This is a genomic window from Melioribacteraceae bacterium, assembly GCA_019638015.1.
Classification (GTDB): domain Bacteria; phylum Bacteroidota; class Ignavibacteria; order Ignavibacteriales; family Melioribacteraceae; genus JAHBUP01.
Genome location: JAHBUP010000001.1, coordinates 2,188,232 through 2,214,947, shown reverse-complemented (window position 1 = coordinate 2,214,947; position 26,716 = coordinate 2,188,232). Strand labels below are relative to the sequence as shown.

The following is a 26,716-nucleotide window of genomic DNA, read 5'->3' as shown; positions in this document are numbered from 1 at the left end:
AAGGAGGATATATGAAATTCTTAATTATTCTTTTACTTTTGTTCCCCTGTTCATTTTTTTCTCAATCAAATATTTTAAAAGGAAAGCTAGTTGACTCGTCCACTAATCAGCCAATTCCTTTTGTAAATATTATTAACAAAGCCGATCTCTCCGGTACTGCTTCATTACCTGATGGCAGTTTTGAACTTCAGTTTGATTCTACGTCTAACCCTTCATTCCAATTCAGCCATATAGCATTCATTACCAAAACATATAATTACTCAGAAATTTCAGACAAAGGATTTATTATAAAATTGGAACCAAGACTGATTTCGAGTCAAAGTATTTTAGTACAAGGAAGTCTCGCAAAGGAAGGCATATCTCCCATGAGTTATTCCAAGATAAAAAGAGATGAAATTGCATCAAGTTATTCTGTTCAGGATATTCCCGAAATATTGGGTACGCTGCCATCCGTTCATTTTTATTCTGAGAGTGGAAATGGAGTTGGATATAATTATATGAGTATTCGTGGATTTGACCAGAGAAGAATTTCAGTATCTATTAATGGAATACCACAGAACGATCCCGAGGATCATAATGTTTATTGGATTGACTTCCCCGATTTGCTAGGGAGTACTGAAATAATTCAAGTGCAAAGAGGAGCGGGAAATGGATTAATAGGATATCCGGCAATTGGAGGATCGGTAAATATTATTACTTCATCTTTCTCTGATAAAGCTAAAATAGAATTATCATCATCCTATGGAAGTTATAATACAAGAAAATATTCTGCATCTGTTTCAAGTGGTTTAATTGATCAAAAATATTCTGTGTACGCTAAACTATCTAAGATTATGAGCAGCGGTTATCGAGATTTGAGCTGGAGTAATTTGAATTCGTATCACCTTAGCGCGGTACGATTTGATGAAAACGTTACTTCTCAAATAAATATATATGGTGGAATTATTTCTGATGGACTGGCCTATACAGGACTTCCAAAATTTGCAATTAATGATAAAAAACTGAGACGAGAAAATTATTCATATTGGAGCGCAGATAATGGTGAATATACATATACATCGATTAGACGACCTGAAGAGATTGAAAATTTTAATCAACCGCATTTTGAAATTTTGAACGACTGGGTAATTAACGAGAATCTAAAGTTTAATTCGGCATTATTCTTAGTATTGGGGGAAGGTTTTTTTGATTACGATGGCTCTTGGGCTGATACATCTTACTATAGAATTACAAATATTAATGGTTTTGGACCTATAGGTAATCCTGGAAATTCATTAATACGTGCTAAAGTTGAAAATAAACAATGGGGTTGGATTCCTAGAGTGAACATTACTCACAAAAATGGTGAGTTGATAATTGGAGGTGAAATTAGGGAACATAATTCTATTCATTGGGGGAGTATAAATTTTGCGGAGAATTTACCATCGGGTTTCCCAAAAGATTTCCGATACTATTATTATGAGGGGCAAAAAAGCATTATAAACTTTTTCGTAAATGAAAATTATTTTATTTCTGAAAAGGTAAATTTATTGGCAGAATTACAATTTTCATATAATCGTTATAAACTTCATAATGAAAAATATCTGGGAAATGAATTTAAAGTAAATCATTCGTTCCTTAATTCAAGAATTGGAATTAATTATCAGTATTACCCAGGTTTGAATTTTTATATTATGTTCGCAAATACGTCACGTGAACCAAGGTTAAAAAACTATTATGATGCTGCAGAATCGAGTGGAGGAGCGGTTCCTCAATTTCAGTTGACTGATAATGGAAAATATAATTTTAATGAGCCGCTTGTTCACCCGGAAACGATGTATAATTTTGAAATGGGCTCCAGTTATAGAACAAAAAATATCGACTTCTCAATTAATTTATATCTGATGCTCTTCAACAATGAAATTGTAAAAAATGGTCAGCTCGATAGGTTCGGGCAACCAATTACAGGAAATATGAAAAAAACAATCCATTATGGTCTTGAAAGCTCCGCGAATTTTAAATTAATGAATAATTTTAATTTTCTAGTAAATGCATCACTCTCTAAAGATTACATTAAAGAAGGATTGGTCTATATTGATTATTATAACCCACTTACAAACACGAGTGAAGCTCTTCAACTTAATTTGAATGGCAATACCATAGCTGGCTTTCCTGAAGCCAATATTAATGGTATTATCCAGTATAATTATAAAGGATTAAACCTGCAGATAATTAATAAATATGTCTCTGGTATTTTAACCGATAATTTCGGGGAAAATATATTAAACAAATATCCTGGAATTGTGGATTATCCGGATAATAAGGTGGATCCTTATTTTGTTACAAATTTATTTATAGGTTACACTTTTGATTTGTCTCCTTTTCTGAAGGAGGTAAAGGCGTATTTACAAATCAATAATTTATTTGATAATTTATATGCGGCCTACGGAATCGGATCTGAGTTTTTCCCTGCCGCTGAGAGGAATATTTTAGGAGGTGTATCGATTAACTTATGAAAAAGAGATGCTTGATATTAGGAAATGGGGATAGTCCACTGAGAGGTAATCTGAACTATTTATTAAAAAATGGCTTTTCTACATTAATTTGTGCCGATGGTGGAGCAAATATTGCTTATGAGTTGGGACTGACTCCCAATTATATAGTAGGAGATTTTGATTCGGTCTCAACAAAAGTGATGGAGCATTTTCGAAAAAAAAGTAAAATAATTCATCTAAGTAGGCAGAACGATACCGATATTGAAAAGTGCATTAAATTAGCAATTAAACTAAAACATGAGGAAGCGTTATTACTTGGAGCAACTGGCAATCGTATCGATCATTCTTTTTGTAATATTGGTATTTTGATAAAATATCATGATAAGATAAATATTAAATTGCTACACCATAATTCAATTATGGAGACTGCACAGAATAATATTATATTAGATACTGTAAGTAATGAGATAATAAGTATTTATGGAATATTACCTAGAACAAAAATATCCTCTACTGGCTTGAAGTACCCACTATTAAAATCGAACCTCCCATTTGGAGAAAAGGAAAGTACCAGTAATGTCGCAGTTTCCAATAAAGTTGAGCTTAGAATAGAAAATGGATCGGTTTTAGTAGTTAGAGATTTTAAGAAAATGAGAAAGTATGGTTTATTTAAATAATTTAGATATTCTAATAATTATACTCTTTTTTTTAGTTCTCATCACGATAGGATTTTTAGCATCAAAAAATGGGGAGCATGACAGAGAAAGCTTCCTGCTTAATAACCGCAAAGTCGGTCTCATTCTCTTTGTGATAACAAATGTATCTACTTGGTATGGAGGTATTTTAGGGGTAGGGGAATTCACATACCGATACGGAATTTTAAGTTGGATAACACAAGGATTACCTTACTATCTATTTGCTATTCTTTTTGCTTATCTCTTCGCTGAAAAAATTAGAAATTCAGTTTTGATAACCATTCCAGAAAAGATAGAAGAAGTCTATGGAAAAAAAACTGCAGCAGTTTCATCATTATTAATATTTTTTTTAGTTCAACCTGCGCCATATATATATATGGTGGCTTCTTTATTTTCGCTGATACTGGATATAAGTCTTCTGGCTTCTTTGATAATAAGTGCTTTCTTTTCTTCGATATATTTACTCAAAGGTGGTTTTAAAGCTGATCTTTATACCGATGTATTTCAATTTGTTATAATGTTTATAGGATTTATTCTAATTGTAATTGTAGCCGCATCAGTTTTAGGAGGCTACAGTTATCTTGAAACTAATTTGCCTATTGGTCATTTATCGATACCTGATTCAATAACACCACATTATATAATTGTGTGGTTCATAATTGCATCGTGGACTTTCGCCGATCCCGGATTTCATCAGCGTTGCTATGCCGCGAAGAGCGCTAAAACCGCGAAATATGGAATTATTATTTCTATAATATTCTGGGCATTTTTTGATTTTTTAACGACAACAACGGGATTATACGCAAAAGCCTACTTACCAAATCTAACGACGCCAGTCATGGCTTTCCCAATTTTTGCGGATAAATTATTGATGCCAGGATTAAAAGGACTTTTTTTTATAGCTATGTTTGCTACAATTTTATCAACTTCAAATAGTTTTACATTTTTGAGCGCCACAACTTTTGGTAATGATTTGATGAAATATATATTCCCAAATGTAAATGAATTCAAAAAACTATGGTTTGTTAAAGTAGGATTAATATTAACAATGCTAATCTCTGTTGTAATCGCATATTTTTATAATTCGGTTATTGAGATTTGGTATTCAATTGGAAGTGTTTGTATCCCCGGGTTAATTTTGCTGATTATAAGTGCTTATTACAAGAAATTTAAAATTTCAAACAAAATTGCGTTTTACCAAATTATAATTGCTACACTTGTTTCTTTTATTTGGTTAATTAGTAAAAGCACTCTAATACCGGAGCAGTTTTTATTCATTGAACCAATGATTGCAGGATTATCTATTGGTATAATAATTCATCTCTGGGGTATAATTAAGTTGAGGAATGATTCTTAAACTTTAATGATACCAATACTGATATCAACAAACATCCCAGGATGAAAGAAAGAGAAAATATTGTTGGAATTTTATAAATATCCACAAGCATCATCTTCACACCTACATAAGCTAGTACAATAGAAACACCATACTTGAGATAGTAGAACATTCCCGCGATACCGGACAACGCAAAGTAAAGAGCTCTCAGCCCTAAAATTGCGAAAATATTTGATGTGATAACAATAAATGGATCTTGAGATATTGCTATTACTGCTGGTATTGAATCAATAGCAAATATTAGATCGGAAGTTTCAATAAGCAAAAATGTTAGGAATAATTGTGTGATCATTAGTTTGCCATTTTTTCTTGTAAAAAAATGTTCACCATGATAATCTGTTATAACACTAAAATGTTTTTTAACGAATTTAATAAGAGTATTATTTTCATAATCAACTTTTGATTCACTGGCAAAACTCATTTTGTAAGCCGCGTAGAGTAAGAATAACCCAAAAATGTAAATTACAGGATGAAACGCCTTAATTAGTTCTATTCCAATCAAGATGAAAACTATTCTCATAACAATTGCAGATATAATTCCCCATTTTAATATATGGGGCTGGTTCTCTTCTCGAATTCCCATAACACTAAATATCATTAGAAAAACAAATAAATTATCGACAGATAAAGATTTTTCAACTATATAAGCCGTTAAAAACTCGAGGGCTTTTTGTTTACCATCCTCTAAGAATAAAAATATAGCGAGATTAAAAAGGAGAGCGGTGAGAATCCAAACACCGCTCCAAATGAGACTTGATTTTATTCCAATTTTGCCGTGTCTATGATCTGTAGCGTAAAGATCTATATAAAACATTATAGATACTGCTACAGTAAATACTACCCAGAATAAAAAGTGATTATCCATTGGTTTTTATGGAAGAAAAATTCCTACAGCTATTACTGTAGTCCATAAACCTTTTTTATCACCTTGAGCTGATTGAGTTATATTAAATGTATTAACAATTTTGCCTGACATTTTATAAACTTGCTCTCTTTCATTCCAAGCTGTTTCAGCATCAAAACCGATACCCAATGTTGTAGCAAGCATAGTTGCGGCTAGATCTTCAGCGTAATCACCAGCTACTTTTTCAGTCTCTCCATAAGGATGATGTTCTGATAGATAGCCATACATTTTTTTATCTGAAGGTATTGCCACACCGATAGATGCTGCAATTAATCTGTTTGGTTCGTTCGTAGCGTTTCTTGCCATTACACAATGTGTAATTTGACCAGGTTCTAAACTTCGAACTCCTTGTTGTCTGGTTATTCTTTTGCATCCGGTAGGATAAATACTGCTAACAGAAACAAGATTACAGATTTCAATTCCGGCATTTCTGAGCGCAAGCTCGAAAGATGCAAGGTATTCTTTATGCCTACCTACACCTTTTGTGAAGAAAATTCTACTCGGTACGTACAATTCTTTACCTCCTTATTTTGTGCCTATTATTTTAATAAAATTTCGTTTACCAACTTTAAGTATTTTCTCACCTTCAATTTTGAAGATAGTTTTAATATCAGATACTTTTTCGTTATCAATTGAAACTCCGCCTTGTGTTATTAAACGGCGTGCTTCGCTTTTGGTGAGAGCAAACCCTACTTTTACAATCAATTCAACAACTTCTATTTCTTTCAACTCATTATCGAAAATAAATTCCGATATTTCATCAGGTAACCCTTTCTTCACAAAGATGGTATCAAATTCTTTTTCTGCTAATTCTGCTTGTTCTAATGAATGATACATTTCTACCAGTTTTCGAGCCAAAGCTCTTTTTATATCCCTTGGGTTAACTTCTTTATTTGCAAGATCTTCTTTTACTTTTTTTAGATCATCATTTGATATATCTGTTGCGAGCTCATAATAGTTATAAATGAGAGAATCGGGGATGGATAGAGTTTTTCCAAAGATATCTTTTGGCGAATCATCAATACCTATATAATTATCCATCGATTTGCTCATCTTTTCAACACCATCCGTTCCAATAAGCAGTGGCATTGTAAGTATTACTTGGGGAGCAATGCCAAATTCTCTCTGAATATCTCGCCCGACTAAAAGATTGAATTTTTGGTCTGTTCCTCCAAGTTCCACATCACTTTCAATTGCAACAGAATCCATTGCTTGGGCAAGAGGATATAAAATTTCATGCATACTAATTGGAATTCCACCTTTGTATCTTTTTGTGAAATCGTCTCTTTCCAGCATTCGTGCAACGGTATATTTTGATGACAACTTAATAACATCCTCAAAGGTCATTTTACCGAGCCATTCGGAGTTGTACACAATTTTAGTTTTCTCGGGATGCAAAATTTTTGATGCCTGCTCAAAATAGGTTAAACCATTAATTCTTGCTTCATCAAATGAAAGGGGAGGCCTGGCGCTGTTTCTTCCAGATGGGTCTCCAATCATTCCGGTAAAATCACCAATAATTAATATAGCTTGATGTCCTAACTGTTGGAACTGTGCCAATTTACGAAGCACTACCGAGTGACCCAAATGAAGATCGGGGCGGGTGGGATCGCAGCCAAGTTTAATTTTGAGAGGTTTATTTTCTTTTAATGATTTTTCAAGTTTTTGAACTAATTCGTCTTCTGGGACTATTTCTGATATACCCCGTTTAATAATATCAAGTTGTTCATTAATTGGGGGAAAATGGGGTTTTATTTCCAATATCTATCTCCTGAAACTTTACTTAAATTTTCTGAGCATCTCTCTACTCAGATCCCGTTTTGCAATCGCTTCTCTTTTATCGTATGACTTTTTTCCCATCGCAACCGCTAATTCAACTTTCACTAAACCGTTCTTAAAATATAGTCTTAATGGTATTAATGTAAATCCCTTTTCTGTAACAGCTTTGTTTAGTTTTCTAATTTCGTTTTTGTTTAAAAGTAATCTTCTTTTTCTAACCGGATCGTGATTATTAATGCTTCCCTGGTCGTAGGTTGAAATATTCGCATTCAATAGCCAAACGCCGTCATTCTCAATTATTGCAAAACTATCTACAAGATTACACTTATTCTGTCTCAGTGATTTTACTTCGGTTCCTACAAGAACAATCCCGGCTTCAAATCTCTGCTGAATAAAAAAATCATGCTGAGCTTTACGGTTAACCGTAATATTTTTTTCTGTGTTTGGTTCAGTCATTTCAAAATTGTGTGCAAAATTATTTTTAATAGCTGTTAAATGCAAGAATTTATCTGATTATTTAACTCTGCTGGATATTAAAATAATATCACAAATGGTTCTTATTCCTAATCTTTATATTATTGTAACAACAATTTTAACTTATTTATGCCAGAAAAACATTATTACGAACAAATAAATTATACCACGAGCTATTTCCTCCCTTATCTATACACCTATATTTCAAATTTTGATGGTAAAGAAATTCTCGAGATTGGATGCGCGGAAGGTGGGTTGCTAAAAGTTCTTTCCGAGAAGGGAGCAAATGTAACTGGTATTGAAATCAGTAAACCTCGCGTTGATCTTGCACTGGAGAAAAATCCCAGCCTGAATATAATTTTGGGAGATATAACAGCGACCGATTTACCCCACAAGTTGAATAAAAAGTTTGACCTTATTGTAATGAGAGAGGTTATTGAACATATTCATAAAAAGGATGAAACCTTCAGAAATATAAGTATATTACTCAAAAAGGATGGATTCTTATTTATTAGTTTTCCTCCAAAATGGTCGCCATTTGCGGGACATCAACAAATTGCGAAAAATTTTTTAAGATACATTCCATATTTACATCTTCTTCCTAAAAATCTCTTGTACTCTATTGCTAAAGTAGTTGGAGAGAGTAGGGAATATGTTGATGAAATTAAGCTTCATTTTTCAACCGGATGCACAATAAATACTTTTGAGATTCTCTCAAGAAAATATCAACTGACACCTATCATAAAAGAATTCTTTTTATTCCGTCCTGTTTATCTTCAGCGGTTTGGTTTGCCAAAATTAAAATTGCCCAATATTCCACTTATCAGAGAAATGATAACGCTTGGCTGTGAATCACTACTAAAAAAAACTTTTTAATTAACACTTCTTTCAATATTTTTACCCGAACGTGAAGAAAAAAAGGGAGGCACCTAAATGCTCGAAATGCAGAAAAAACATTCTAACCTGTTTTATGCAATACTGAGTTTACCGGCAACGGCAATGGGATTTGCACTTTCAATCCAAATTGCAGCACTTAGCTGGTTGATGAGAACTAAATATAATCTTGATTTACATGAAATTGGATTTGTTTGGGCTGCTGGACCTTTAGCCGGAATTATTGGACAGCCAATTGTTGGACTAATAAGTGATAAAGTTTGGTTTTGGAAAGGAAGAAGACGCCCCTTTATTCTAATTGGGGGAACTCTTGCCGCAATTATGTTATTTGCTCTACCAAATATTGGTGAAATCAGCTCTTTCTTTGGTATGACAAACATCATAATTACTGCGGTAGTAATAGCGCTTACTCTCGATTTAGCAATTAATATTTCATTTAACCCAACCCGATCAATAATTGCTGATGTTACAAGTGAAGGTATCGCTCGCACTAAAGGATATACCTGGATGCAAACTATTTCCGGTTCCTTTGGAGTTTTGGCATACGCAATAGGCGCCATATTCGGGAATTACTTTTTAATTTATTTCGGTGTTTTACTGGTAATATTATTTTCAATTATTCCTCTGCTTTTTATAGAAGAACCGCGAGAGCTAAAAAGTAGTAATGATAAAGTTGATTCCGGGAAATCACAAACCGATTGGTCTCAGTTTATAAAACTTTTAATTGCTCATTCGTTCAGTTGGATCGGTGTTCAAACAATGTTTGTTTATATGATTGGTTATGTTGAACAGAAATTAAATCCCGCTTCGCCCGATGAAACGGGGCAGATACTATCAATTTCATTTTTAATATTAAATGCGATTGGTGCATTACTTCCAGCTTTTGTGCTCGAGCCGATTACCGAAAAAATTGGTAGAGTGAAAACGCATATTGCGGCTATTTCTATTATGGCTGTCGGATATTTTGGAATTGTTATTCTTGGAACCAATTCTTTCATTGTTTGGGTTTTAATGGCGGTTGCCGGTGTTGGTTGGGCGGCAATAGTTAGTTTACCTTTCGCAATTATGTCGGAGAAAGTTGATAAAAGCAGAATGGGATTTTTTATGGGAATATTTAATTTATCTGTAGTGCTACCTCAGCTTCTCGTTAGTTTGGGCATTGGAATATTTATTCAGAACGCTGAAGATAAAAGCATAATATTTATAATAAGTGCGGTCTCCTTGGCAATTTCATCGATATTGTGGTTTATGGTTAAGGAACAAAAAAGCAGCGGTGAACGTATTATCCCCTCGGGTCATTAATTTAGGAATTCAGCGTGAAAAAATATGTTTTATATTTTCTATTATTCTCAGGTTTGATGATTGCTCAAAACCCCCAAAAGTATAGTGTAGAGTTTAATGAAATTGAAGGGGAATTAAGTAAGAATGATTTGAATAAAGATGATTTTGGGAGATATGACGGCTTTCAACTTCCTCTTTATCAAGGTGAAAAATTAAATGTAAATTTATTTTCTAAAGATTTTACCGGCAGACTTATAATTATCAATCCAATGGGAGAAGTATTTAAGGAAATGTCTGCTGCATCAAACGGATTAGCAAATATAGTAGCAACAATTCCTTCTGATGGCGAATATATACTTTATGTCGTTGGCGATTCAAAATCTTACGGTAAATATTTTCTACAATATGGATTGGCCGCTTCAAATTCAGTTACATTTTATGATACTGATTTTTGTTCAACAATTCTTTTTTTAACAGAACATGCTAACGCTAATTTTTTGCTGTTAGAAAACTTTAATGACCAGACGAGCGGTCTTCCAAAAATTCCAGGATCAATAGATTCTTATCTTGAAGAGGAAGAACCTGTATATGTTTCACTTTTTTATGAAGGAGACAGTTACAAAATGGCTGAGGAAATGCATTCTAAGTTAGTCTCCGATTTGTCAGCATGTCTATCGGTAAAATCAAAGCCACTAAACGCTGATAAAAAAATAGGGGAATTGAAATCCTCAATAATTCAGATTAAGCAGAATGAAATTTCAAAATTAGTCAAGATAAAAATTCTCGAAAATAAAAATGATGAGTATCAAAAAGGGAAGTACACTGTTCAGATAGAAATTAAAAAGAACTGAAAAGAAAATCATTGAGCAAAAAGAAAAACCCTTCTATCAGTACATCAGAAGGGTTTTTTGTAATAGTAACAAATAAATAGACTCTAATCATCATCCTTAACAATCATTACAAGTGCCGCGGCAATAAGTAATGAAATCCCTCCAATAATAAGCGCGTAGATAGCTTCATTACCAAAAATGTTTTTTACTAATAATCCTAAAATTGCAGCAGCAGTAATTTGAGGAATAACAATAAAGAAGTTAAAAATTCCCATATAAACGCCCATCTTTTCAGAAGGGATTGAGCCGGCTAAAATTGCGTATGGCATCGATAATATTGAAGCCCAAGCCAAACCAATTCCGAGTTCAGAGATTAACAAAAGATTTGGATCCTTTATAAAATAAAATGAGGTAAGCCCTATACTTCCGGCTATCAAGCTAATCATGTGTACAGTTTTTCTGGAAGTCCTTTTGGCAATCCATGGCAGTAGAAATGCTGTTAATGCGGCAAATCCATTATAAATAGAAAATAAAACTCCAACCCAGTTAGCTCCTTGATTATAAAGTTCACTCGATGGATCAGTAGCTCCGTAAATATGATGAGTTACTGCAGGTGTTGTATAAATCCACATCGCAAAAAGAGCAAACCATGAAAAGAACTGAACGAATGCAAGTTGAATCATGGTTTTTGGCATTCCTATAAATGATTGAAAGATTTCCGTTATTCCTTTAAAGAATCCTTTATTTTCTTCTTTCAATCTGTTAAACTCGGCCATATCTGCCGGGGGATACTCTTTAGTACGGAAAACTGTCCATGCCACAGCTCCTAAAAATGCAAATGCGCCGATGTAAAATGAATAGAGCACTGAGTCGGGTATTTGTCCAGGTTCAGCAGTATTGCTTATTCCAAGCCAATTAGTAAAAATATAAGGCAGTGCTGAAGCGATTATTGCACCGGTACCAATAAAAAAACTTTGAACTGCAAATCCGGTAGTTCGTTGTTCAGAAGGAAGTAAATCAGCCACTAAAGCTCTAAATGGCTCCATTGAAATATTAATTGAAGCATCCAAAATCCATAACATTCCAGCCGCAACCCATAATGTGGGGGAATTTGGCATCACTATTAATGCCGCGGAAGCGAGTATAGCTCCCACTAAAAAATAGGGTCTTCTTCTTCCTAATCGGCCCCAGGTTCTATCGCTTAAATAACCAATGATTGGCTGAACAAGTAATCCCGTTGTTGGTGCGGCAATCCACAATATTGGAATTTCATCGATACTTGCTCCAAGAGTTTCAAATATTCTACTCACGTTTGCGTTTTGAAGTGCAAATCCAAATTGAATTCCGAGAAAACCGAAACTCATATTCCAAACCTGCCAAAATCCTAATCGAACTTTATTCATATGATTACCTGTTTAAGTAAATGATTTGCGAAAAATTATTTTAATTGACTCACACATCCAAATATTTTTTTGCCTCTCACTCAATTAAGTTTCAATATTTGTATATTAGTAATCATTTCAACGGATGTAAATGGATAAGAGATTCACGGAAAAGAGGAAGTCGGAACATATCAAGTTATGCTTGAGTGATAAAGTTGAGTATTACAAATCTAATGGTTTTGAAAACTATGTTTTTGAACATTGTGCCACTACGGAAGTGGATATTAAAAAGATTGATCTTGGAACTAATTTTTATAATAAAAAAATCTCTTTTCCATTTATAATTTCATGTATGACCGGAGGGACGAAAGAAGCTAATGATATTAATCAAAAATTAGCTATCGCAGCAAAGGAATTAAATATTCCGATAGGAGTTGGAAGTCAAAGACAGGCCCTCGAAAACAATAATAACCATGATAGCTTTAAAATAATTAGACAGAATGCTGGTTCAGTCCCGGTATTGGGAAATCTGGGCGCGGCACAATTGGTTCAATCCGCAAAAATTATTGATGAAGTAAAATTTCTAATTGAATTAATTGAAGCCGATGTATTTGTAATACACCTAAATCCTCTTCAAGAACTTCTGCAACCCGAAGGAGAACCTAATTTTAGTGGATTGATGAAAAAACTTGAGAAGTTGACAAAATCAATTTCTACTCCGGTGATGATTAAGGAAGTTGGTTCTGGTATCTCGAAAAAATCAGCAAAAAAATTAATTGAAGCTGGAGTAGCTGGAATTGATGTAGCCGGCTCCGGAGGAACTAGTTGGGCAGCAGTTGAACTTCTTAGGAATAAAACAAAGAATGATTTTTTAAGAGAGTGGGGCTTGCCAACTTCTTATTGTGTTAGGAAAGTTTCAGAATTAAAAAAGAAATATGATTTTACATTAGTTTCTAGCGGAGGCATTAATAGTGGAATTGATATTGCAAAATCTATTGCGCTTGGTGCTGATTTAACAGCTTCGGCCAGAATAATACTGAATAAATTAGTAAAGAATGATTCGGTTGGAGTTGTAAATCTGGTGTATGAATGGTTTAAGGATGTAAAGAATATTATGCACTTAACCGGTGCTAGTAATTTAAAGGAACTTAAAAAAATAAAACTTCTTAAGAGTGAGGAATTGCATTGAAGATTTTAAGTAACAATTTTAAGAATGTGTATGGTTCCGAAATCAAGAAAATTGATTTGATGCTTGACAATTTATTGAATGGAAGAAAACCAAACTCCCTTTATGAACCATGTAAATATATCCTTGAAGGAGGCGGAAAAAGAATTAGACCCTTCATGGTACTCGCCTCTGCGAAAGCTGCCGGAGGAAAATTCTCAAAAGTATATAATGCTGCTTTAGCTGTTGAAGTGCTGCATAACTTTACTTTAGTCCATGATGACATCATGGATAATTCTGATAAAAGAAGGGGAAGGTTAACTCTGCATAAGAAATACGATGTAAATACCGCTATACTGGCTGGAGATAATTTAATAGCTATTGCTTATGAAAATCTATTAAAAGATTGTAATGGTAATACCAATAAAATAGCAAAGACATTTACACGTGGGATTATTGAGGTATGCGAAGGACAGAGTTTGGATAAAGAATTTGAGTTAAGGAAAAATGTTACTATTGCAGAATACAAGGAGATGATTTACAAAAAGACTGCTGCTCTGGCTCAGATGTGTTGTTCAATTGGTGCTCAAATTATTAAAGCAGATAACAAAACTGTAAGTATCCTTGAAAATTATGGAAAGAATATTGGCATGGCATTCCAGATACAGGACGATTTACTGGATTTACTTGCAGACGAAAAGGAATTTGGTAAAAAAATTGGCGGTGATTTAGTAGAAGGTAAGAAGACTTATCTATTTCTCAAGTCTCTTGAAAAGGCAAAAGGTGTTGATAAAAAAAAATTACTGAAAGTTATCGCAAATAAAGGCATCTTACGTGAAGAGATACCTCTTTATAAAAATCTTTATCAAAAACTGGGAATCCTTGAAGAAGCAGAGAAAGAAATCAAGAAATACACTAAATTAGCGCTCAAGAATTTGGATCAGTTACCAAATAAACAGGGCATTGTACTTTTAATTGAATTAGCAAACGCATTAATCACAAGAAATAAATAATGATTGAGAGAACGATTAAAATAGTTAATAACGCGGGACTTCATACAAGACCTGCGGCAACAATAGTTAAATTAGCTTCAAAATATAAATGTGAATTTTTTCTTAATAAGGATGGATTTCATATTAACGGTAAAAGTATAATTGGAGTAATGACTTTAGCCGCGGAAAAAGGTTCCGATATTACTCTAATATTTGATGGTGAAGATGAAGAACAGGCATCAGCAGAAATTATTGATTATTTTAATAGAGGATTTGACGAACTTTGAGTATGAAAACTGAGCAGACAAATATCCTTAAAGGCATTGCTGCCGCTCCGGGTATAATTATTACTCAAGCATTCATTTATCAAAAAGAAAAAGAAACTATTAATGACGAAAAAATTACAGATATAGAAGAAGCCTGTAAAAACCTCGAAACCGCAGTTCAACAATCAAAAAAAGAATTAAATAAAATATTTTCTCTAGCTGTTGATAAACTTGGAGAAAAGAGAGCCGCAATTTTTGAAGCTCAGATTATGATTCTCGATGATCCAATTCTTTTCGATAATATTAAATCAAGAATTAAGTCGGAAATGAGAACTCCCGAGTATATTGTTCATGATGAAATCTCAAAATATATAGATTTACTTAATCTCTCTAATGAAGCTTATATGAAAGAGAGATCGCATGATATTGAAGATATCAAAAATAGAATTATCAAAAACATTAAAAAGAAAAAGTGGAAATCACGAGTAATTACAGATGCTGTTATTGTTACCGGTACTATTTCTCCATCTGATACTGTTTTATTCTCTCGCGACAGTGTAAGGGGTTATGTAACCGATTTTGGCGGTTTAACTTCTCATGCGGCTATTGTTGCCCGTTCATTAAATATTCCTGCAGTACTCGGATTACACGACGCAACAAATAGAATTAAAGATGGCGATACTATTATTGTTGATGGTTATAAAGGGGAAGTAATAATAAATCCTGATGAAAAGCAATTAACTGAGTACAGCAAGAAAGTTGAAAAATTACAAAAATATGATAAGGAACTTGATAAATTAAAGACTCTTCCCTCAACAACTATAGATGGAAAAGAAATTCAACTTCTGGGTAATTTAGATTTAACTGATGAACTTGATTTTATAATTAATAATTGTGCAAAGGGAATTGGACTTGTTAGAACAGAACAGCTATTTGAAGGCAACGATGTGTTCCCCGATGAACAAACGCAGTACAAATTATATAAAGATATTTCTGAAAGAATTTATCCAGATACTGTAATTATTCGCGCGTTTGATATCGGGGGCGACAAAGTGCTTCCTGTGGATTTGAAAGAACCGAATCCATTTCTTGGCTGGCGTGGTGTAAGACTTTTACTAGATAGCAAAGATCTCTTTAAAACTCAGATTAGAGCAATTCTCCGAGCAAGCGCTCATAAAAATGTTAAGATTATGATTCCCATGGTGGCGTCAATTGTTGAAATCAGAGAAACAAAGAAAATTGTTGCTGAATGTATGAAGGAATTATCGAAAGAGGGCATCCCGTATGACAAACATCTTGGAATTGGTGTAATGATTGAAATACCCTCCGCTGCTGTAATGATAAGTGAATTTGCAGACGAATGTGATTTTGTTAGCATTGGTACGAACGATTTAATTCAATATTTGCTGGCGGTGGATAGGGGGAATGATATTGTATCGGGGATTTACCAAGAATTTAACCCGGCGGTTGTTCGTACACTTAATAATATTATTAAAGAGTGTAAGAAAAAGGGAAGGGATGTTAGTATGTGCGGTGAAATGGCTGCCGATCCATTTGCTCTTCCATTATTAATTGGCTTGGGTCTCGAATCTTTCAGCGTTTCGCCATCGGCTATTCCAATATTAAAAAAGCTGATTAGAACAATGTCATTTAATGACGCCGAAAAACTTGCCAATGATTGTTTAAATCTCAATACAGAAAAAGAAATCAATAGTTTACTTCATAAGTTTTTTAATCAAGAGTTACAAGACCAAATTAAAAGTCTCTATTAAATCAATTAAGATTTTCGCTTCGTTGTATAATCTTTTTTACCTTGTACTTTATATTCTTAGAGTTATCTTTATAGCAAAAAATTAAAAGGCAGTGCCTTTTCAATTTTGAAATAATTGACTCAGATGCCTGAAGGAATGTACTTGTTAAATTCCCTTTTTAAAATTATTATCTTGCTGCTTCTCCTCTATACTTCATCCAATGCACAATTCTTTTTCTTCGGAAGGAATAAAGTTCAATACGAAAACTTTAAGTGGAAAGTTCTTAATACCGAACATTTCAATATATATTACTATGATGATTTTGGTGAACTCGCGGAGATCGGAGCGCAAATTGCTGAAGAAGCATTCGATGAGTACAAAGTTAAATTTCAGCATTATATAACTCATAAAATCCCCCTTATTTTCTACAATACACATACCCACTTTGAACAAACTAATATTACATCCGGATTTATACCTGAAGGAGTTGGCGGCTTTTTTGAATTTCTAAAAGGAAGAGTTGTAATTCCATATTTAGGCTCTGTTGAAAAATTTAGACATGTTATAAGGCATGAACTGGTTCATGTTTTTATGGTTACAAAATTATTAACACAAATTAGCGATTATAGATCTTCTGCTGAAAGATTGCCTCCACTCTGGTTTGTTGAAGGACTCGCTGAATATTGGTCCACCAGCTGGGATACACAATCAGAAATGATTATGCGTGATGCTGTTCTCAATGGAATATTTGCACCTCTTTCGAATATTGAATCAATCTATGGTTCTTATTTGATGTATAAAGAGGGGCAAAAATTTCTGGAGTTTGTTAGTGATTATTATGGCGAAGATAAAATATTAGCCATTCTAAATAATTTCTGGAAATTCAAAAAGTTTAATGAATTGCTTGAATTTGTACTCGATGACTCGATAGAAAAAATTGATGAAAGATGGATCTATGAAATTAGAAAACAATATTTCCCTTTATATTCAGATCGGCTTCCACATACAGTAGGTTCAAAAAAAATTACCAATTTCGGTTATAATTATTCTCCCACCGTTTATGAAGTGAATAATCAAAAATGGGTTTATTTTATTGGGAATCATACCGGCTATACCTCATTGATGAGACTTAATTTAAACTACACGGATGATTACGCCAACGCAGAAATTATTATTGAGGGGGAGAGGGAGAAGGAATTTGAATCGTTCCATCCATTAGAAACCTCTTTAGCTCTTTCAAATGATGGCATCGCTGCATTTATTACAAAAGTTGAAGGGAAAGATGTAATTCATTTATATTCAATTAAAGATGAAGAAATAATTAATACTTTGAGGTACAGCTCAATCATAAGAATAAAATCTCCAAGTTTTTCCAGCGATAATTCAAGATTATTATTTTCGGCTACAGATTCAAAAGGGTTCAGCGATATTTACTATTATGATTTTAATTCTAAAGAATTGGTAAGACTAACAAACGATTATTACGATGATAACTTCCCGATATTCTTCGGTAATGACAAAATTATATTTTCATCGGATAGGACAGATGGCTTATTCGCAAAAAAGTATAATCTCTTTGAACTAGATATAACTTCGCAAACACTTAGATACCTAACGAACGTAAACGCTAATCTTTCTACCCCTAAATTATCAAAAAACAATAATGAATTGTACTTCACAGCTGATTATGATGGTGCTTTTAATATTTATAAAATTCCCTACAACGGAACGCCGTCTCAGGGAATGCATAAAGTTACAAGTTTTCTAACCAGTGTTTATGGTTTCTCTTTTATTGACGATAAAACAATAGTTACATCGGCCTTCGAAAAATTTTCATTTCAATTCTACATAATCAATTTAGAATCTCATAATCAAACTGATAAGTTCATAGCTTTCGATTTTTCGAATATCGGAAAAAAATGGGAGGAAAAAAGAATAGTTCTCAAATCAGAATCACATCGCTTGGAGTATGAAAAAGAATATACTCTTGATTATGCTGTAAGTCAGTTTATTACAGACCCGGTTTATGGATCAAGGGGAGGAGCGTTTTTATCTTTGAGTGATTTACTCGGTGATGATAGATATATGCTTTACGTATTCAATACTGCTGAAGTGCAGAGTGAAATAATGAAAAATTTTAATATCGCCATATCACGCATTAGTTTAAAAGACAGAACAAACTATGGTTACGGTGTTTTTAATTATTCGGGAAGAAGATATGATATTCGTGAATCCAATGAATTTTTTTATGAACGGGTTTTTGGAGGATTTTTCTCTCTTTATTTTCCTTTTTCACAATTTCAAAGAATAGAAGCGGATTTTAGTATCGCTAATTCAGATAAATCTATAATTGAAGGATTTCTTACAAGAAAATCATTATTAGTTTCCAATTCACTTTCATTTGTTCATGATAACGCTATCTGGTACGCAACTGGACCAATCGATGGATCCCGATTTAGAGTACTATTGGGATATACCAGTGATGTAAAATATAGTAATGTAAATTATTATTCATTCATAGTTGATTATAGAAAATATTTTCGGCTCTCACTTCGCTCAACATTAGCAGCAAGGGGGGCCATCTTTATTAACGATGGAAAGGAATCAAGAAGATATTTTGCCGGTGGAAGCTGGGATTTAAGAGGATGGCCTCGCTTCAGTATTAGAGGTCAAAAACTTTGGCTCTCTTCAATTGAATTAAGATTTCCTCTCATTGATCAATTTACTGTGAATTTCCCATTCTTTGGACTGGGATTTTTCAATATTCGCGGCGCGGCATATTTTGATGCTGGCTCTGCGTGGGATACAAAATACCGGCAAACTATTGGCAGTATGGGATTTGGTGTAAGATTAAATTTGTTTAACGCTATTGGATTGCGATATGATATCGGGAAAAAGATTGAAAATAATTTCACACAATTTCAAAATGGGTTTTACTACCAATTCTTTTTTGGGTGGGATTTTTAATTATGAGTAAAATATTCAATTTTATAAAAAAATATGGTGTGTTAATTTTCATCATCAGAAGATTGATTTCAGTTATTGTTATTGCCTGGCTTTTATATGGATGCACAAATACTATTCAATTTAAGAATATGATCTCAAATTCTGATGGCGTTTATATGTATGGCCTCAATAACGAACGAAAATTTAATTACGAATCACAAATAGGAGATTCATTAACTCTTCTTTGGACAGCAGAAACTAATGGAAGTCAGAATTATTCCTCACCAGTTATTTATAATGATATTCTTTTTGTGGGAGATCTTTCGGGCAGACTTTATGCGTTTGACCGAAAAAGTGGAGTTCAATATGGTTATAAAAAGTTTGATGGAGCTTTAGAAATTACACCGGCAGTTAATAACTTTCGTATAATTTGCGTAATTAATAATCTCGATGAAAAATATTCTACTTTGATTATTTATGATTATCTATCTGGCAGAATTCTCAACGAAACAATAATTAATGGCAAAGTGAATGCAGAGCTTCTTAAATATGATGAAGGTGTGGTAGTTATTACAACATTAGGTGAAGTACTAAAAATTAATTATGCCGGAACTGTTATTTGGAAGACAAATTTGAAAAAAGCAACTTATTCATCCCCGGTATCTGATGATAAATTTATATACGTGGGGAATTCGAGTAATGAAATTATCAAGATTGATTTATCAACCGGTATTGTTGTTGATAAGAAATCATTCCTCAATCCAATAGAATGCAAGTTAACAATGAATAGTGAAAATATATACTTGGGAGATAACAGGGGGTTTGTTTATTGCCTCAACACTAATCTAGAAATTATTTGGAAAGTAGAAACCGGTTCTAAAATCATTAATAGTATCGCGGTGAATGATTCATTAGTAATATCTTCAAATCTGGCGGGGGACATCTATTCCATAAACAGACTAAATGGAGCACTAAATTACTCAATCAAAACTGGAGGTATGGCTTCGTCATCTCCATTAATATTTGCTGATAACATTGTTGTTCCTTTCGTTAATAAAAAATTTTTGTTGATAAGTAAAAGAACTGGCGCAATTGTAAATGAAATATCATTTGAAAGAAGACTAAAAACAACGCCTATTTTTTACGATAATATTTTATATATAGGTTCGGACCGAGGGTTAATTCATGCATTTAAAAAAGTTCATTAATATTTTAATTCTGAGTCTACTCCCATTTACTCTGCTTAGTGCTTTTGTGAGTGATCATAATAATGTGGGTGTGAATAATAGTGATCATTCTATTCTCACTCATAACACACATTCAATTCTCCCGGATTCACTCCGAACTCGTGAACATTGTGACAGTAATAAAGTCATTATTAAAGATATTAATCTGTTATGGAATAATGCTGATTGGCTGAAATTGTACGCCCAAGATTCATCAAAAGTTATTGGTAATCCGAATAATATTCTACACAAGGGCAATATTAATATTGAAAAAATAAATTTAGCACATACTGATATGAGTGATGATTTTTTCAAATCGATTACTTTTAAAATATTACTTGGGAGCGCTGTATTATTGGGAGGATCCGCGGCGTATTTCAAAATTAAAGGGGATAAAAAATATGAATCATATTTAATTAATAAAGATAACTCTACACTAAACGAAGTTAATCGTTATGATTTGTACAGCGGAATTGCTTTCGGTTTGCTGCAAATAAACTTTGGTTATCTTCTTTACAAATTTATTATTGAGTAATTAATGTGCATCGAGCCAATTATCACCAACTCCAGTTTCAGCCACTACCGGTATTTTCAATAAGAAAGCATTTTCCATTTCTTTTTTAACTAATGAAGTGACCTCAACCAATTCCGGTTTGTGAACATCGAAAACAAGTTCATCATGCACTTGTAGGACCATTTTACTTTTTAGTTTTCGTTTCTTGAACTCATCATAAATTTTAATCATAGCGAGTTTTATCATATCTGCAGCTGTTCCTTGAATAGGCATATTTATCGCAACTCTCTCTTCAAACTGTTTAATTACACGATTGCTGCTATTGATATTGGGGAGATATCTCCGTCTGCCTGAAAGCGTCTCCGCATAACCCAGTTTTTGCGCTTGCTTTATAGAGTCATTCATAAATTTTTTAACATTCGAGAATGATAAAAAATACTTATCAATTATTTCTTTAGCGTGTGTTTGAGTTATTCCTAAACGAGACTTTAAACCAAAAGGTCCAAGCCCATAAAGAATCCCAAAATTTACTTCTTTGGCTTTGCGTCTCATATCAGGCGTTACTTCATCCAATGGTACTTGAAATACTAAAGCCGCTGTACTTTTATGAATATCTTCACCGTTAATGAATGCTTTCATTAGTGTAGGGTCTTCACATATACTTGCCATTATTCTCAACTCAATTTGACTGTAATCAGCCGAAACAATAACGTGATCTTTATCCCTTGGAACGAAAGCCTTCCTTATCTCTTTTCCCAATTCTGAGCGGATGGGAATATTTTGAAGATTTGGGTCTATACTTGATAATCTTCCAGTTGATACAGCTGCTTGATTATATGTGGTATGTATTCTGCCCGTATCTGGATGAATTAAATTTGGAAGAGCGTCAGCGTAGGTAGATTTCAATTTTGTTATTTGGCGGTAATTTAATAGATAATCAATAACTTCATGTGTACCTTTTAATGATTCTAGCGAACGAGCATCGGTGGAATAACCAGTTTTAGTTTTTTTAGTTATTGGTAACTGTAATTTTTCGAATAGTACTATTTGAAGTTGCTTTGTTGAGTTGATATTAAAATTCTCACCAGAAAGTCTGAAAATTTCAGAGGTGTAATTCTCAATCATTATTTGAAGTTCGCCGCTGAATGCATTCAAACTTTCAACATCTATTCTAATTCCGGTTCTCTCCATATCTTCCAAAACCGGAGCAAGAGGAAATTCTATGTTGTATGCAACATTACTTAATTTTTCTTTTTCTAAGATTTTATCGAGAACTTGATATAATGCCAGAGTAACGTCTGCGTCTTCGGCAGAATAATCAGTCAATCTTTTTGTATCGACCTCAAATATTTTTTCTGGATTCTTTTTCGCTCCAATTAATTCAGATAATGGGATAGGTGTATAATTAAGATACTTAGCCGCCAAATCATCCATGCCATGTTTTTCATCCGGATCGATAACATAACTAGCCAGCATGGTATCAAAATAAAAATTGTTTACTGTTAAGTCATATCTTCGTAAAACACCAATATCGTATTTCCCATTCTGGCATATCTTTTTTGACTTTTCCGATTCAAATACTGGTTTAAAAATTTCAATAAAATCATTAAGAGGCAATCTATCGGATAAATCCAAAGAAAATAGTGATTCAGATTCAATGAAGGGATTAACCGCCACAAAAAATGCTTCTCCCTTTTTCATAGCGAAGGATACACCGGCGAGGTTAACTGTCTTAGTATCAAGTGAATCAGTTTCAGTATCAAACACAAAGTAATCAGATTCTAGCAGTTTTTGAGCAAGTGCAGATGCTTCCTTTTTTTCTGATATTAATTTGTAGCGAACTTTGGTGTTATCAAACTTATCAATCACTTTTTCAGTTGATTGAATTGTTGAGGGCGTAACTTCTTTTTCTTCTTTCTGCTCTTCACCGAGGTAAATTTTCTTCAATTTATTAGGAAACGATTTAAATTCTAGTTCTTCGAATAATCTAAATAATTTATTGAAATCGGGGGGAGTAAACTTTGCTTCTTCAAAATTAATATCTATTGGTACATCACATTTTATAGTTGCTAATTCCTTAGATAAAAAAGCATTTTCTTTATTCTCTGTTAATTTGTTTCTAAGAGAATCTTTTTCAATCTGGTCAATGTTCTTATAAATGTTCTCAAGTATTCCAAAAGATTTTATAAGTGGAACGGCGGTTTTAGGACCAATGCCCGCAACTCCCGGAATATCATCCGATGAATCACCCACTAATGAGAGATAGTCAATCATATACTTTGGTTCAAATCCATATTCTGCGATCACTTTCTCTTCATCAATCAACACAATTTCATCTGTTGATTTACCTGGCTTAATAACTTTTATCTTATCTGTAATTAGTTGAACATAATCTTTATCGGGAGTTATAGCATATGAGAGAAAACCTTTTTTCTCGGCAAGTTTAACTGCTGTGCCAATAATATCATCAGCCTCGTACCCAGGAGCGATATAAACGGGGATGTTGAAAGCTTCGATCACCTCTTTTATCCTTGCTATTTGAGGGATTAAATCCTCCGGCATCTCTTCACGGGATGATTTATAATTCTCATATTTTTCATGCCTAAATGTCTTTTCCTTGGAATCGAAGGCTACTGCTAGATAATTAGGTTTTGTATCCTCAATAATCTTGAATAATTGATTAATAAAACCAAATACCGCAGACGTCGGTTCTCCTTTGTTTGTCTTTAAAGGGCGGGAGATAAATGCGTAATAACCTTTATAGGCAATTGCCATGGCATCTATAATTGTAAATATTTTTATTGAAGAATTTGTCATTCTATTCCTAAATTTTATAATATCTTTGTGCTATAAGATATTAATCTATTTTATCATTAACCACATCGGGAAAAATGAAAGTGAATAAAATATCAATAACCTTTCTAATGTTTATGCTAATGATTTCTTCCTCATATTGTCAACAAAATGGGAAAGAGAGCTTTTATGTAGTTACTTGGAATGTAGAGAATCTTTTCGATACAGTGGACGATCCACTAATTAATGATCAAGAATTTTTACCCGGCACGGCAAAAGACTGGAATGAAAGTCGTTTCGAAACAAAGTTAGAGAATATAACGAAGGTTATTAATTATATGAATGAGGGATGCGGGCCCGATATTATAGCATTACAGGAAGTTGAGAATATTAATGTGCTTAAATCCCTTTCTTATAATTTTAAGGACCGAGATTATATAATTGCGCACAGAGATTCACCGGATGAAAGAGGCATTGATGTTTGCTTATTATATGATAGAAATGTTTTTGATATTGTTGAAATCATACCAATAAAAATAAGTTTGCCCAGTAAATCCCCAACACGTGACATACTTCATGTTAAGCTAATGCATAAAAACAGCAAAACAGAATTAAACGTGTTTGTGAATCATTGGTCTTCTAGAAGGGGAGGTGTAAAGACATCGGAGCCTAACAGAATTGAAACAGCAAAAACATTAAAAGAATATCTAAACAATTTAGAGGGTGGAGCTTATTCAATAATATTAGGGGATTTTAATGATGAACCAAGTAATACGTCGATAGAAAATATTTTAGGGGCAAAAGATTTTCCATGCTCAATTCCGGCACAGGAAGCATTGCTAAATCTTTCATATAAAAAATATAAGAATGACGAAGGATCTTACCTATTTCAAAGCTCATGGGATATGATTGATCAAATTATAGTTTCACAAAATTTTCTTGATGGGGCAAATTTAGAATATGAGTGTGATTCATTTTCAATTATAAAACCATTTTTTATGATTGAAAAAGAGGGAAGCCGCAAAAACGGTCCAAAACCAACATATAGAGGCAATGAGTATGTTGGCGGGTATAGTGATCATTTCCCGATTGGAGCAAAATTTTATTTTAATTAGCAAGAATGATTAATAATTTAAATAATAACCAAATAGATGCATTAAATTATTTATTGACATTTTTGCCCATTATATTTATTGTTGAACAACTTAATTTTCGCACAAAGTGAAATTTTAATTCAAAAACAAAATAAAAACATCGGAGGAAATCCTGTATGGAAATTACAGCTAACATTGGGTTTGTATTAGCGCAAGCACAAGACACTGGATTTGCAACCTATTTGCAAACAAAATTTATTGAAGGTGGCGGGTTCATGTGGCCAATTCTTGCATGTTTAGTTATTGGTCTTGCTTTTTCTATTGAAAGATTTTGGTCACTTTCAAGAGCTACATTAAATACAAAGAAGTTCATTGTTCAGATTAAAGATACTTTGTCAAAAGGTGGTATTCCAGAAGCTATCAAATTGTGCGAAAACACACGCGGTTCAATCGCATCAGTTTTTCATGCTGGTCTTTTAAGAGCTGATGAAGGTCTTGAAGCTTCAGAAAAAGCAATTATGGCTTATGGCGCAATTGAAATGGGATTTCTTGAAAGAGGTTTAATTTGGATTAACACATGTATCTCTTTGGCTCCGATGCTTGGTTTTACCGGTACAGTACAGGGTATGATTGAAGCTTTCGACGCTATTAAGGAAGCCGCTCAAATTTCTCCATCAATCGTTGCAGGCGGTATCTCTGTAGCTTTGTTAACTACATTGTTTGGTCTTATAGTTGCTATGATTCTTCAAACCTTATATAACTTCTTTGTATCTAAAATTGATAGAATTATTGCAGACATGGAAGAAAGCTCCATCGAATTGATAGATTCTCTCTATGAAATGAAGAAAAAATAATTCTAAACATTCTAAATATTGAGATAAAACATGGTTAATATAAAAAAGAAAAAAAGGTCTGAGCCTGAAATTCCAACATCATCAATGTCGGATATTTCGTTCTTGCTTTTATTATTCTTTTTAGTCTCAACTGTTATTGACGTTGATACAGGTATTGGTCTAACACTTCCAGAATATGTGCCACCAAGTGAGCAAGAAACAGTTCCAATCTCTAAAGATAGACTTGCAGCTGTGCTCATAAATGAAAATGGTGATGTTCTGTTAAATAATGAAGTTATAGCAATACCACAGATCGCCAAGACTCTAAGACCGAGAATAGAAAGTAAGATGAATGAACCGCTCAATAAGAAATTAGTAGTTTCTGTTAAGACGGATAGAAAAACAAATTATAACTTGTATATACAAGCACTGGATCAGATTAAGGAAGCATATTTCGAGTCGAGAAGAGATTATGCGATGAATAAATATGCTAGAAAGCTTACCGATCTCGATGAAAAAAGTGAAGAAATGAAAGACATTAGAGAAAAATTCCCTATAATTATAAGTATTGCTGAACCTGAAGAAATTAAAAAGTAAGTTGAGGATAGATAATGACATTCCAAAAAAAGAGAGCGACAGCTAAACCTACTATACCAACTGCGTCAATGTCGGATATCGTATTTATTCTGCTACTTTTCTTCATGGTTACTACAACTTTAAGAGAAGTTGAAGTTTTAGTAAGTTTTCGGTTACCCGAAGCTAAAGCTATTGAAAAGATAGAGAATAAACGCTTGGTATCTTATGTTTATGTAGGTAGAGATAATAAAATTCAAGTTAATGATGCTATAACAAAACTAGAAGATATTCAAAAAATTATGTATGCTAAAAGAGTTCAGATTCCGCAAGTAATTGTTTCATTAAGAGTAGATAAAGGCTCAGAGATGGGAATAGTTACTGATATTCAACAAGAACTTAGAAAAGCATCATGTTTAAGAATTAATTATTCTACGATGTTAAAAGTATAATT

General features: G+C 33.3%; 23 protein-coding genes. 17 read left to right on the top strand and 6 right to left on the bottom strand.

Annotated features, from left to right (window positions below; all coding sequences use genetic code 11):
- Positions 1 to 11: 11 nt before the first annotated feature.
- Genes KF816_09565 through KF816_09555 form a run of 3 tightly spaced genes read left to right on the top strand, consistent with a single transcriptional unit; the run spans position 12 to position 4,526 of the window.
- Entirely contained in the window at positions 12 to 2,495 is a 2,484-nt protein-coding gene (locus tag KF816_09565) for a TonB-dependent receptor (protein MBX3008261.1), read from the top strand.
- Positions 2,492 to 3,151, top strand: a complete 660-nt coding sequence (locus tag KF816_09560) for a thiamine diphosphokinase (GenBank protein MBX3008260.1) — start codon at positions 2,492 to 2,494, stop codon at positions 3,149 to 3,151. The genes KF816_09565 and KF816_09560 overlap by 4 nt, the downstream gene beginning before the upstream one ends.
- Positions 3,135 to 4,526: a sodium:solute symporter family protein gene (locus KF816_09555; protein ID MBX3008259.1), complete on the top strand. Its 1,392-nt coding sequence runs from the start codon at positions 3,135 to 3,137 to the stop codon at positions 4,524 to 4,526. Before KF816_09560 ends, KF816_09555 begins: the two co-directional genes overlap by 17 nt.
- On the opposite strand, the gene KF816_09550 is transcribed toward KF816_09555, so the two are convergent.
- The 4 genes from KF816_09550 to smpB are packed head-to-tail and all read right to left on the bottom strand — an operon-like array spanning position 4,504 to position 7,704.
- A complete protein-coding gene (locus KF816_09550) occupies positions 4,504 to 5,430 on the bottom strand; it encodes a TerC family protein (protein MBX3008258.1) in 927 nt (308 codons plus the stop codon). The two genes, KF816_09555 and KF816_09550, sit on opposite strands and share 23 nt — an antisense overlap.
- Before the next feature lie 6 nt (positions 5,431 to 5,436).
- Positions 5,437 to 5,982: an arginine decarboxylase, pyruvoyl-dependent gene (locus KF816_09545; GenBank protein ID MBX3008257.1), complete on the bottom strand. Its 546-nt coding sequence runs from the start codon at positions 5,980 to 5,982 to the stop codon at positions 5,437 to 5,439.
- Between the two features lie 12 nt (positions 5,983 to 5,994).
- Positions 5,995 to 7,230, bottom strand: a complete 1,236-nt coding sequence (locus KF816_09540; GenBank protein ID MBX3008256.1) for a tyrosine--tRNA ligase — start codon at positions 7,228 to 7,230, stop codon at positions 5,995 to 5,997.
- 18 nt (positions 7,231 to 7,248) lie between these two features.
- The gene (gene smpB / locus KF816_09535) at positions 7,249 to 7,704 is read right to left on the bottom strand and encodes an SsrA-binding protein SmpB (GenBank protein ID MBX3008255.1); all 456 of its coding nucleotides are present in this window, start codon (positions 7,702 to 7,704) and stop codon (positions 7,249 to 7,251) included.
- A gap of 147 nt (positions 7,705 to 7,851) precedes the next feature.
- Between smpB and KF816_09530 the strand changes: the two genes are divergently transcribed.
- The 3 genes from KF816_09530 to KF816_09520 are packed head-to-tail and all read left to right on the top strand — an operon-like array spanning position 7,852 to position 10,748.
- Positions 7,852 to 8,598 (top strand): class I SAM-dependent methyltransferase, encoded by a 747-nt coding sequence (locus KF816_09530; protein ID MBX3008254.1) that lies wholly within the window; start codon positions 7,852 to 7,854, stop codon positions 8,596 to 8,598.
- 57 nt (positions 8,599 to 8,655) lie between these two features.
- Complete coding sequence (locus KF816_09525; protein ID MBX3008253.1) at positions 8,656 to 9,918, top strand: MFS transporter; 1,263 nt, start codon at positions 8,656 to 8,658, stop codon at positions 9,916 to 9,918.
- A 14-nt stretch (positions 9,919 to 9,932) separates the two neighbouring features.
- On the top strand, positions 9,933 to 10,748 hold the full coding sequence (locus tag KF816_09520) for a hypothetical protein (GenBank protein MBX3008252.1): 816 nt from the start codon (positions 9,933 to 9,935) through the stop codon (positions 10,746 to 10,748).
- Between the two features lie 83 nt (positions 10,749 to 10,831).
- On the opposite strand, the gene KF816_09515 is transcribed toward KF816_09520, so the two are convergent.
- Positions 10,832 to 12,130 (bottom strand): MFS transporter, encoded by a 1,299-nt coding sequence (locus KF816_09515; protein MBX3008251.1) that lies wholly within the window; start codon positions 12,128 to 12,130, stop codon positions 10,832 to 10,834.
- Between the two features lie 130 nt (positions 12,131 to 12,260).
- Between KF816_09515 and fni the strand changes: the two genes are divergently transcribed.
- The 7 genes from fni (at position 12,261) to KF816_09480 (ending at position 20,990) form a co-directional block, all read left to right on the top strand.
- Positions 12,261 to 13,298, top strand: a complete 1,038-nt coding sequence (fni, locus tag KF816_09510; GenBank protein ID MBX3008250.1) for a type 2 isopentenyl-diphosphate Delta-isomerase — start codon at positions 12,261 to 12,263, stop codon at positions 13,296 to 13,298.
- A 59-nt stretch (positions 13,299 to 13,357) separates the two neighbouring features.
- A complete protein-coding gene (locus KF816_09505; GenBank protein MBX3008249.1) occupies positions 13,358 to 14,287 on the top strand; it encodes a polyprenyl synthetase family protein in 930 nt (309 codons plus the stop codon).
- Positions 14,287 to 14,553 (top strand): HPr family phosphocarrier protein, encoded by a 267-nt coding sequence (locus tag KF816_09500; protein MBX3008248.1) that lies wholly within the window; start codon positions 14,287 to 14,289, stop codon positions 14,551 to 14,553. Before KF816_09505 ends, KF816_09500 begins: the two co-directional genes overlap by 1 nt.
- A 2-nt stretch (positions 14,554 to 14,555) precedes the next feature.
- Entirely contained in the window at positions 14,556 to 16,304 is a 1,749-nt protein-coding gene (ptsP, locus tag KF816_09495; GenBank protein MBX3008247.1) for a phosphoenolpyruvate--protein phosphotransferase, read from the top strand.
- Between the two features lie 168 nt (positions 16,305 to 16,472).
- Positions 16,473 to 19,250: a PD40 domain-containing protein gene (locus tag KF816_09490; GenBank protein MBX3008246.1), complete on the top strand. Its 2,778-nt coding sequence runs from the start codon at positions 16,473 to 16,475 to the stop codon at positions 19,248 to 19,250.
- 2 nt (positions 19,251 to 19,252) lie between these two features.
- A complete protein-coding gene (locus KF816_09485; protein MBX3008245.1) occupies positions 19,253 to 20,437 on the top strand; it encodes a PQQ-binding-like beta-propeller repeat protein in 1,185 nt (394 codons plus the stop codon).
- Between the two features lie 46 nt (positions 20,438 to 20,483).
- Positions 20,484 to 20,990, top strand: a complete 507-nt coding sequence (locus KF816_09480; protein MBX3008244.1) for a hypothetical protein — start codon at positions 20,484 to 20,486, stop codon at positions 20,988 to 20,990.
- On the opposite strand, the gene polA is transcribed toward KF816_09480, so the two are convergent.
- Positions 20,991 to 23,786: a DNA polymerase I gene (gene polA / locus KF816_09475; GenBank protein ID MBX3008243.1), complete on the bottom strand. Its 2,796-nt coding sequence runs from the start codon at positions 23,784 to 23,786 to the stop codon at positions 20,991 to 20,993.
- Positions 23,787 to 23,860: 74 nt separating this feature from the next.
- On the opposite strand from polA, the gene KF816_09470 reads away from it, so the two are divergent.
- The 4 genes from KF816_09470 to KF816_09455 all read left to right on the top strand — a co-directional run bounded on the left by KF816_09470 (position 23,861) and on the right by KF816_09455 (position 26,714).
- The gene (locus KF816_09470; GenBank protein MBX3008242.1) at positions 23,861 to 24,877 is read left to right on the top strand and encodes a hypothetical protein; all 1,017 of its coding nucleotides are present in this window, start codon (positions 23,861 to 23,863) and stop codon (positions 24,875 to 24,877) included.
- Positions 24,878 to 25,032: 155 nt separating this feature from the next.
- Positions 25,033 to 25,710, top strand: a complete 678-nt coding sequence (locus KF816_09465; GenBank protein MBX3008241.1) for a MotA/TolQ/ExbB proton channel family protein — start codon at positions 25,033 to 25,035, stop codon at positions 25,708 to 25,710.
- Positions 25,711 to 25,740: 30 nt separating this feature from the next.
- Positions 25,741 to 26,286, top strand: a complete 546-nt coding sequence (locus tag KF816_09460) for a biopolymer transporter ExbD (GenBank protein MBX3008240.1) — start codon at positions 25,741 to 25,743, stop codon at positions 26,284 to 26,286.
- A gap of 14 nt (positions 26,287 to 26,300) precedes the next feature.
- On the top strand, positions 26,301 to 26,714 hold the full coding sequence (locus KF816_09455; protein MBX3008239.1) for a biopolymer transporter ExbD: 414 nt from the start codon (positions 26,301 to 26,303) through the stop codon (positions 26,712 to 26,714).
- Positions 26,715 to 26,716: the final 2 nt, after the last annotated feature.